13 protein-coding genes are annotated in these 9,269 nt (G+C 50.5%); 8 read left to right on the forward strand and 5 right to left on the reverse strand.

Translation table 11 applies throughout. The features are described from left to right. Nucleotides 1-28 precede the first annotated feature (28 nt). The 4 genes from rplQ to ACREYP_RS01310 all read left to right on the forward strand — a co-directional run bounded on the left by rplQ (nucleotide 29) and on the right by ACREYP_RS01310 (nucleotide 1,663). A complete protein-coding gene (gene rplQ, locus ACREYP_RS01295; protein ID WP_008457198.1) occupies nucleotides 29-415 on the forward strand; it encodes a 50S ribosomal protein L17 in 387 nt (128 codons plus the stop codon). 110 nt (nucleotides 416-525) lie between these two features. Continuing rightward, the gene (locus ACREYP_RS01300) at nucleotides 526-897 is read left to right on the forward strand and encodes a DnaJ family domain-containing protein (RefSeq protein WP_336709775.1); all 372 of its coding nucleotides are present in this window, start codon (nucleotides 526-528) and stop codon (nucleotides 895-897) included. Beyond that, on the forward strand, nucleotides 897-1,313 hold the full coding sequence (zntR, locus tag ACREYP_RS01305; RefSeq protein WP_008457203.1) for a Zn(2+)-responsive transcriptional regulator: 417 nt from the start codon (nucleotides 897-899) through the stop codon (nucleotides 1,311-1,313). Before ACREYP_RS01300 ends, zntR begins: the two co-directional genes overlap by 1 nt. A 65-nt stretch (nucleotides 1,314-1,378) precedes the next feature. Next, nucleotides 1,379-1,663 (forward strand): alternative ribosome-rescue factor A, encoded by a 285-nt coding sequence (locus ACREYP_RS01310; RefSeq protein WP_166879791.1) that lies wholly within the window; start codon nucleotides 1,379-1,381, stop codon nucleotides 1,661-1,663. On the opposite strand, the gene mscL is transcribed toward ACREYP_RS01310, so the two are convergent. The 5 genes from mscL to def all read right to left on the reverse strand — a co-directional run bounded on the left by mscL (nucleotide 1,599) and on the right by def (nucleotide 6,428). Further along, a complete protein-coding gene (mscL, locus tag ACREYP_RS01315) occupies nucleotides 1,599-2,012 on the reverse strand; it encodes a large-conductance mechanosensitive channel protein MscL (RefSeq protein WP_008457207.1) in 414 nt (137 codons plus the stop codon). The two genes, ACREYP_RS01310 and mscL, sit on opposite strands and share 65 nt — an antisense overlap. Nucleotides 2,013-2,167: 155 nt before the next feature. After that, nucleotides 2,168-3,544 (reverse strand): Trk system potassium transporter TrkA, encoded by a 1,377-nt coding sequence (gene trkA / locus ACREYP_RS01320; protein WP_008457209.1) that lies wholly within the window; start codon nucleotides 3,542-3,544, stop codon nucleotides 2,168-2,170. 49 nt (nucleotides 3,545-3,593) lie between these two features. Continuing rightward, nucleotides 3,594-4,883: a 16S rRNA (cytosine(967)-C(5))-methyltransferase RsmB gene (rsmB, locus tag ACREYP_RS01325; protein ID WP_336709773.1), complete on the reverse strand. Its 1,290-nt coding sequence runs from the start codon at nucleotides 4,881-4,883 to the stop codon at nucleotides 3,594-3,596. A 73-nt stretch (nucleotides 4,884-4,956) separates the two neighbouring features. After that, on the reverse strand, nucleotides 4,957-5,904 hold the full coding sequence (gene fmt / locus ACREYP_RS01330; RefSeq protein WP_336819859.1) for a methionyl-tRNA formyltransferase: 948 nt from the start codon (nucleotides 5,902-5,904) through the stop codon (nucleotides 4,957-4,959). A 14-nt stretch (nucleotides 5,905-5,918) separates the two neighbouring features. After that, a complete protein-coding gene (def, locus tag ACREYP_RS01335) occupies nucleotides 5,919-6,428 on the reverse strand; it encodes a peptide deformylase (protein ID WP_039288271.1) in 510 nt (169 codons plus the stop codon). A gap of 137 nt (nucleotides 6,429-6,565) precedes the next feature. Here def and dprA point away from each other — a divergent pair, with 137 nt between their 5' ends. The 4 genes from dprA to tsaC are packed head-to-tail and all read left to right on the forward strand — an operon-like array spanning nucleotide 6,566 to nucleotide 9,269. After that, nucleotides 6,566-7,681: a DNA-protecting protein DprA gene (gene dprA, locus ACREYP_RS01340; protein ID WP_034808676.1), complete on the forward strand. Its 1,116-nt coding sequence runs from the start codon at nucleotides 6,566-6,568 to the stop codon at nucleotides 7,679-7,681. Further along, nucleotides 7,653-8,126: a DUF494 family protein Smg gene (gene smg, locus ACREYP_RS01345; protein ID WP_008457217.1), complete on the forward strand. Its 474-nt coding sequence runs from the start codon at nucleotides 7,653-7,655 to the stop codon at nucleotides 8,124-8,126. The genes dprA and smg overlap by 29 nt, the downstream gene beginning before the upstream one ends. Before the next feature lie 23 nt (nucleotides 8,127-8,149). Next, nucleotides 8,150-8,704 (forward strand): DNA topoisomerase family protein, encoded by a 555-nt coding sequence (locus ACREYP_RS01350; RefSeq protein ID WP_008457218.1) that lies wholly within the window; start codon nucleotides 8,150-8,152, stop codon nucleotides 8,702-8,704. Continuing rightward, the gene (gene tsaC / locus ACREYP_RS01355) at nucleotides 8,697-9,269 is read left to right on the forward strand and encodes an L-threonylcarbamoyladenylate synthase type 1 TsaC (protein ID WP_008457219.1); all 573 of its coding nucleotides are present in this window, start codon (nucleotides 8,697-8,699) and stop codon (nucleotides 9,267-9,269) included. The genes ACREYP_RS01350 and tsaC overlap by 8 nt, the downstream gene beginning before the upstream one ends.

Below are 9,269 nucleotides of genomic sequence, written 5' to 3' on the forward strand. Positions count from 1 at the left end.
TTAAGGTTTTACTGAGAAGGATAAGGTCATGCGCCATCGTAAGAGTGGTCGTCAACTGAACCGCAACAGCAGCCATCGCCAGGCTATGTTCCGCAACATGGCAGGTTCACTGGTTCGTCATGAGATCATCAAGACGACCCTGCCTAAAGCGAAAGAGCTGCGTCGCGTAGTTGAGCCGCTGATTACTCTTGCCAAGACTGACAGCGTTGCTAATCGTCGTCTGGCATTCGCCCGCACTCGTGATAACGAGATCGTGGCAAAACTGTTTAATGAACTGGGTCCGCGTTTCGCGAGCCGTGCAGGTGGTTACACTCGTATTCTGAAGTGTGGCTTCCGTGCTGGTGACAATGCTCCGATGGCTTACATCGAGCTGGTTGATCGCGCCGAGTCTCAAACAGAAGCTGCTGCAGAGTAATCTGTAGTAACGTAGAAAAACCGGGCTTGCCCGGTTTTTTTATATCCAGAATATCCCCTTCTCTCTTTTCCCCGTATTCTTGTATTACTCCCGATAATTTTGAGGTCGCTATGTGGTTGCTTGATCAATGGGCAGAACGGCATATTCTTGATGCGCAGCGAAACGGAGAGTTCGAGGGGCTAGTCGGTAGCGGTGAGCCTATATTGCTCGACGATGACAGTCATGTTCCTCCCGAGCTCCGTGCCGGATACCGTCTGCTAAAAAATGCAGGTTGCTTGCCGGCAGAGATGCAGCAGCGGAAGGATGCCATTGAGCTGGTTGATCTGCTAAAAACGGTGCATATTCAGAGCGAGGAATATCAGGCGATCGGTAAAAAGCTCGCACTGCTTGAGCTTAAGCTCCGACAGGCGGGTATAAGCACCGACTTCTTACGTGGTGAGTATGCCGTAAAATTGATGCAGCATATCGATGAGGAAAGGTGATGTTTCGTATAGGTGAACTGGCAAAACTGGCGGATGTGACGCCGGATACTATTCGTTACTACGAAAAGCAAAACATGATGGATCACGAAGTGCGAACTGAAGGTGGTTTTCGCCTGTATAGCGACAGCGATCTTCAGCGTCTTAAATTCATTCGTTACGCTAAGCAACTTGGTTTCACGCTTGAGGCCATCCGGGAGCTTTTATCGATCCGTATCGATCCTGAGCATCATACTTGCCAGGAATCGAAAGGGATTGTGCAGAGCCGGCTGAGTGAGGTTGAGTCTAAAATCAAAGAATTGCAGAATATGCGGCGCTCGCTGCAGCGTCTGAATGATGCTTGTTGTGGCAGTGCACACAGTAGCGTTTATTGTTCTATCCTTGAAGCGCTGGAACAGGGAGCAAGCAGCAAAAAATAGCCGCTTGATCTTTTACAGGCTCAGGCATAGACTCGCGGCGATCGTTTAACCCATCTGGAGTAACTATGAGCACCAAATATCGCCATCAAAAAGGGCAAATTAAAGATAACGCCATTGAAGCGCTATTACATGACCCACTGTTCAGGCAAAGAGTTGAGAAGAATAAGAAAGGGAAAGGCAGTTATCAGAGAAATGAGAAACACGGCAAGAGAGGTAACTGGGAGGCCAGTGGCAAACAAGCAATTCGCTTTTTTACCACTGGCTTTCTGCTTTTAATAACCAGTATTAATTCCGTTGGTTCTGCTCTTTCAGCAGGTCACGAATCTCGCTCAGCAGAACTTCCTCTTTAGACGGTGCCGGAGGTGCGGCAGGCTCTTCCGCTTTTTTACGATTCAGTTTATTGATCACTTTGATGGCCATGAAGATGGCAAACGCGACAATCACGAAGTCAAAAATATTCTGAATAAATACGCCGTAGTGCATCACTACCGCAGGAACATCACCCTGGGCATCACGCAATGTTAAAGCAAACTGTTTAAAATCAACGCCACCAATCAGCAAACCCAGTGGTGGCATAATAATATCCGCTACCAGGGAGGAAACAATCTTCCCGAATGCTGCGCCAATAATCACACCTACTGCCAAATCAACAACGTTCCCGCGCATCGCGAATTCGCGAAACTCTTTTAAAATGCTCATTAATCTCTCCTTGTGCCGGCTGACAGTAATAATTCTAACAAAGGTTATCTTAATTTCCATTGCTACAAGAAATAAGAATTTTTTGTTAATTCCATAATTTTAAAATGGTTTTTGTATGAAGAAACAGAGCAGAAAATATTTCTGCTCTGATGAGTTTAGAGGAAGAATGGGCTTGGTTGGAACAGGCGTTCGACATCGCTGACAAATTTCTTATCCGTTAAGAACATAATGACGTGATCGCCCTGTTCTATACGTAGGTTGTCGTTGGCAATCATCACATCATTGCCACGTACAACCGCACCAATGATCGTGCCAGGCGGCAGTTTAATCTCATCGATGACTCGACCCACAACGCGAGAGGTGCTTTCATCTCCATGAGCCACGGCCTCAATGGCTTCTGCAACGCCACGGCGAAGAGATGAAACGCCAACAATATCGGCTTTACGCACATGTCCGAGCAGAGCAGAAATGGTTGCCTGCTGAGGTGAAATCGCAATATCAATCACGCTCCCCTGCACTAAATCGACATAGGCATTACGCTGTATGAGGACCATGACTTTTTTGGCGCCCATTCGCTTAGCCAGCATGGCCGACATGATGTTAGCTTCATCATCGTTGGTGACCGCAATAAAGAGATCAACCTGATCGATATGTTCCTCTGCTAACAGTTCCTGATCTGAGGCGTCACCATAAAATACGATGGTATTTTGCAGCATTTCTGCAAGTTCAGAAGCTCGCTGCTGATCGCGCTCGATCAGTTTTACGCTGTAATCTTTCTCGAGACGATGTGCTAAACCTGCGCCGATATTACCGCCTCCCACCAGCATGATGCGCTTGTAAGGTTTTTCGAGGCGCTGAAGTTCGCTCATTACCGCACGGATATTTTGTGAAGCGGCAATAAAGAAGACCTCATCACCGGCTTCAACAATGGTTGAACCCTGCGGGCGAATAGGGCGGTCGTGACGGAAAATGGCTGCGACACGAGTATCGATGTGCGGCATATGTTCGCGCATGGTGGAAAGTGCATTACCCACCAGAGGACCACCATAGTAGGCTTTTACTACTGCCAGGCTAACTTTCCCTTCGGCAAAATTCACGACCTGAAGTGCCCCCGGGTACTCAATCAGGCGGTAAATATTGTCGATAACCAACTGCTCAGGAGCAATCAGGTGATCGATGGGAACGGCTTCTGCATTGAACAGTTTTTCTGCATCGCGAACATAATCGGGGGCTCGAATGCGGGCAATTCTATTAGGCGTATTAAACAGAGAATAAGCGACCTGACATGCGATCATGTTCGTTTCGTCAGAGCTGGTGACTGCGACCAGCATGTCTGCGTCATCGGCCCCTGCTTCACGAAGTACGCGGGGATGAGAGCCGTGGCCCTGGACTACGCGGAGGTCAAACTTGTCCTGCAGGCTGCGCAGGCGGGCCTGGTTAGTATCGACGACGGTAATATCGTTGTTTTCACCGACCAGATTTTCTGCCAGAGTGCCGCCGACCTGGCCTGCACCCAGAATGATTATTTTCATCGTTTATCGCTTCACGAGTGATGAAACTTATGACTCACCCTGCAGGGAGTCAGCTCTTAATTAGCTTAGCGTAATAGAAGCCGTCACCGTCGTCTGCTGCAGGCAGATTTTGAATGCCCGGAGCCTTATTGTCACCGGTTTCTACCAGTTTGGCATCGGCATGACGCGCCAGAAACGCGCTCACCTGATCCTTATTCTCGTCCGGGAGAATAGAACAAGTGGCATAGACAAGCGTCCCGCCGGTTTTAAGGTGAGGCCAGATAGCATCCAGAATCTCTTTCTGCAAAGCAACGAGTTCTGCGATATCCCTGTCGCGACGCAGCCATTTGATGTCTGGATGGCGACGAATAACGCCGGTTGCTGAGCATGGCGCATCAAGCAAAATACGGTCAAACTTAGTTTCGCCACACCACTGAGCAGGGAAACGGCCGTCTCCCTGTTTTACTTCTGCTTTCATGCCAAGGCGTTCAAGATTTTCATGCACGCGTTTCAGGCGCTGGGTGTCAACGTCGACGGCCATCACTTTTGCATTCGGGGCCGCTTCCAGAATATGCGTTGTCTTACCGCCCGGTGCGGCACAAAGATCCAGAATAGTTTCACCGTTTTGCGGATCTAAAAGATCGACGCTGCCCTGAGCTGAAGCATCCTGCACGGTCACCCAGCCTTGCTCAAAACCAGGTAATGCCTGAACGGGAGCGGGTGAATCAAGGCGAACAGCATCCTGGTATTTGGGATGTATATGGCCTTCCAGACCAGCCTCAGCCAGCAAAGCCATCCATGCTTCACGCGTATGGTGCTGGCGATTTACGCGCAGCCACATTGGAGGGCGCTGGTTATTAGCATCGACAATGGATTCCCAGCAGTCCGGGTAAGCTTTTTTCAAACGCTGCAGCAGCCAGGCCGGGTGCAGAAAACGGCTTTCATGCTTAGCAGCTTCTGCCATCAGGTTTTCTTGCTGGCGCTGGAACTGACGTAGTACGCCATTGATTAAGCCCTTAAAAGCCTGGCGCTTAATCGCGATGGCACCTTCAACGGTTTCAGCCAGCGCAGCATGCGCAGGAATACGGGTATACAGAAGCTGATAGATGCCGACCATAATTAAGTAATGGATTGTGCGCTGCTTTCCAGTCATCGGGCGTGACATGAGTTTGCCAACCAACCAGTCCAGCTGCGGAAGGGTACGCAGCACGCCGAAGCACAGCTCCTGCAGCAGGGCTCTGTCTTTATCAGACACTTTCTGCTGTACCCCAGGCAGTACATTACTTAATGATTGTCCTTGCTCGACAACTTGTTCAATTGTTTGGGCAGCCAGGCTGCGAAGATTCAGTGTTTTTTTCATTATCGTGCTCTGGTTTTTCCAGCGCTATAAACAATAATGCCCAGGTTACCCTGAGCGTATAAATGCGGCTTTATCAGGAGAGGACTGTACCAGGTTCAAACCATTCACGGCGTGAGTTCAGCAGGTCCTGCGCTTTCATGGCTTTTTTACCTGCAGGCTGCAGTTCTTCAAGATTCAGAATGCCCTCGGCGGTCGCAACCTGGATGCCTTGTTTACTGGTGGCCAGAATGGTGCCCGGTGCTGAATTTGTCTGGGTGTTGATCGCCGACGCGCGCCAGACTTTTAGCGGCTGCCCATCGATTTCTAGCCAGCTCATTGGCCATGGGTTAAAAGCACGGATACAGCGTTCCAGTTGAACGGCAGAAAGGTTCCAGTTGATGCGGGCTTCTTCTTTGCTGAGTTTCTCAGCATAGGTCACCAGCGCTTCGTCTTGAACCTCCGGCGTAGCGGTACCGTTGGCTAGCTGTTCCAGCGTGTCCAGAAGGCCTTTAGGACCCAGCCCTGCTAGCTTATCGTAGAGGGTTCCGCTGGTGTCTTCTGCCTCAATCGGACAAGAGAGTTTATACAGCATGTCGCCGGTATCGAGGCCGATATCCATTTGCATAATGGTGACGCCAGTTTCAGCATCCCCGGCCCACAAAGAACGTTGGATCGGTGCCGCACCACGCCAGCGTGGCAGCAGTGAACCATGAACATTTACGCAGCCCAGGCGAGGCATATCGAGTACCGGCTGAGGCAAAATCAGGCCATATGCAACCACCACCATAACATCGGCGTTGAGGTCGGCAATCAACTGCTGATTTTCCGCTTTACGCAGCGTAGCCGGCTGAAAGACAGGAATGCCTTTCTCTTCTGCCAGCACTTTTACCGGGCCTGGCATGAGTTTTTTGCCGCGGCCTGCCGGACGATCTGGTTGGGTAAATACACCAACGACCTGGTGCTGAGAAGACAACAGCGCGTCAAGGTGACGCGCTGCGAAGTCTGGGGTTCCGGCAAAAATAATACGCAGAGAATCTGACACGTTGTTTGTTGTCCTTAAGCTTTCGCTTTCAAACGGTCGAGTTTTTCAACTTTCTGGCGAATACGTTGCTGTTTCAGCGGCGACAGATAATCGATAAACAGTTTACCGACCAGATGATCCATTTCGTGCTGGATACAAATCGCCAGCAGGCCATCTGCTTCCAGTTCAAAGGCTTTACCGTCACGATCCAGCGCGCGAATTTTCACTTTTTCTGCACGAGGTACCAGCGCACGCTGTTCAGGGATGGACAGGCAACCTTCTTCAATACCGGTCTCACCGCTTTTTTCCAGCAGTTCCGGGTTAATCAGTACCAACTGTTCGTCACGGTTCTCGGATACATCAATCACGATGATGCGTTGGTGAATATCTACCTGCGTAGCCGCCAGGCCAATGCCTTCTTCGGCGTACATAGTATCGAACATATCATCAACGATACGCTGAATGTCCGCATTCACTTCTTCAACCGGTTTAGCGACTTTGCGAAGGCGCTCGTCGGGAATATGTAATACTTGCAAAACTGCCATAAATTTCCAGAGCTGTGTTCAGTAGTAGAAAGGATTATTCCCTCTATTCTAGACATTTCCCCGGCTGATTGACAGCATCAGTGACCAATCGCAAGGATTGCTTTGATGGCCTGTGGCAGGGGGATTGAGTGCAGATAATGGAGATTTGGCTACGTCTTATGGCTGTTAAGGGGCTGAGTGGGGATAAGTTCCTAAAAATAGCCCACTTCCTGGAACGATGCCCAAGGGTAGAAAGGGAGAGTCTGCTCGCGGCGGGATTAAATGCCCGAGAATGTGCATTATTTACTGCATTTAATGAGCGTCAGCTTGAAGCGAGTCTTCTCTGGCTCGATAAGCCAAGTCACCATCTGCTGACGGCGGAAGACGCCCTTTATCCTGAGCAGCTCAGAGCCATAAATGATTATCCTGCCGCTCTGTTTGTTGCCGGTGAACCTTCACTACTCAGCCAGAACCAGATTGCAGTTGTCGGTAGTCGCAACCTGTCAGATTACGGCGAGCGCTTTTGCCGGCAGTTCTGCGAAGCGCTTGCACAGTCTGGACTGGTGATAACCAGCGGGTTGGCATTGGGCATTGATGGGGTGGCGCACCGTGCGGCACTGAGAGTCAAGGGCAAAACCATTGCTGTGTTGGGGAATGGATTAGGCAGCGTTCATCCTAAACGTCATGCGATGTTAGCCCGGCAAATTCTCGAGCAAGAAGGGGCAGTGCTATCCGAGTTTCCCCTTTCCTGTACGCCCTGGCCCTCGAACTTTCCGTGGCGTAATCGTGTCATCAGTGGGCTGAGTAGAGCCGTTTTTGTCGTAGAAGCCGGTGAACGAAGTGGATCTCTGGTGACTGCCCGCTATGCCGTTGAACAGGGAAGAGAGGTATTTGCTCTGCCCGGTACGGTAGGAAGTCCTGGGAGCGATGGCCCACACTGGCTTATTCAGCAAGGGGCTAATCTAGTACGAAGTCCGCAGGATATCCTCGATTATCTCGCCTCTGAACTCCATTGGCTTCCCGCTTCGCACAATGTGTCAATATATTCGCCAAATCAACAGGACGGCGCATTGCCATTTCCCCATCTGTTGGCTAACGTAGGAGATGAGGTTACACCTGTTGACGTCGTCGCTGAACGTGCCGGCCAACCTGTGCCAGAGACGGTAGCTCAGTTACTCGAACTGGAGTTAGCAGGATGGATCGCAGCTGTACCCGGCGGCTATGTCCGATTGAGGAGGGCATGCCATGTTCGACGTACTAATGTACTTATTTGAAACCTACATCCACAGCGAAGCAGAAATGCGCGTTGATCAGGATAAGCTGACGAGCGATCTCACCGACGCTGGTTTTGATCGTGAGGACATTTTTAACGCATTAGTGTGGCTTGAAAAGCTGGCCGACTATCAGGATGGCTTGACCGAACCGATGCAGCTTGCTGCCGATCCTCTCTCTATGCGTATTTTTACCGCAGAAGAGAGCCAGCGGCTTGATGCAGACTGTCGGGGCTTTTTACTGTTCCTTGAACAGATTCAGGTGTTAAATCTCGAAACCCGCGAAATGGTGATTGAGCGCGTGCTGGCGCTCGACACAGCAGAATTCGAACTGGAAGATCTGAAGTGGGTTGTACTGATGGTGCTGTTCAACATTCCGGGGTGTGAAAACGCCTACCAGCAAATGGAAGAATTACTCTTCGAGGCAAATGAAGGTATGCTGCACTAAATTAAGTTGCAGCATGAGATGTTATGGCCAAGTCAGCACTGTTCTCGGTGCCAAAAAATGAACCCTGCCCCCAATGCGGGGCAGAGTTAGCAATACGTTCCGGTAAACACGGCCCATTTTTGGGCTGTTCCCATTACCCGGAATGCGATTATGTTCGCCCGTTAAAGAGCCAGGCCGATGGGCATATTGTTAAAGTACTTGATGGCCAGCAATGCCCGGTTTGTCAGTCGACGCTCGTGCTACGTCAGGGGCGGTTTGGCATGTTTATCGGCTGCAGCAATTACCCTGAATGCGAACACACGGAAATCATTGATAAACCCGATGAGACGGCAATAGCGTGCCCCCAATGCCAAAAAGGGCAACTGGTTCAGCGTCGTTCTCGCTACGGGAAAACGTTCTGGTCCTGTAACAGCTACCCGGACTGTCAGTTTGTCATTAATGTTAAACCGGTAGCGGGTATCTGCTCTGAATGTCAGTATCCGCTGCTTATTGAAAAGAAAACGGCTCAGGGCGTGAAACGTTTCTGCGCCAATAAACAATGTGGAAAGCCGGTAACGACGGAACAAGCCAGTGAATAATAACCTGCCTGAAGGCCAGCTCGCGCAGATCGTAGCGGCCCTGAAAGAAGAACAAGTCATCGCCTACCCAACCGAAGCCGTCTTTGGCGTTGGTTGCGATCCCGATAGTGAACTCGCAGTTACTCGCCTGCTTGAGCTGAAACAGCGTCCGGTAGAGAAGGGACTTATCCTTATCGCCGCCAATTTTGAGCAGCTGAAACCTTATATTGATGCCGCTGCGCTTAATGAAGCACAGCTTTCGGTGGTGTTTGCAAACTGGCCTGGCCCGGTGACGTTTGTTTTCCCGGCTTTGCCCTCCACCCCAAAGTGGCTGACCGGGCGTTTTGATTCTTTGGCGGTGCGTGTGACCAATCATCCGCTTGTGAAAGAGCTATGTCTTACCTACGGTAAGCCTCTGGTGTCTACCAGTGCGAACCTTACGGGCTTGCCTCCGTGTCGCAGTTCGGAAGAAGTTCAGCAGCAGTTTGGCCAAAGTTTCCCTGTACTTATGGGGGATACCGGTGGGCGGCTTAATCCTTCAGAAATACGCGATGCCTTAACCGGCGAACTCTTCCGTCAGGGGTAA

This window comes from Enterobacter sp. TMH.L2, from assembly GCF_050847315.1.
Taxonomy (GTDB): Bacteria; Pseudomonadota; Gammaproteobacteria; order Enterobacterales; family Enterobacteriaceae; genus Cedecea.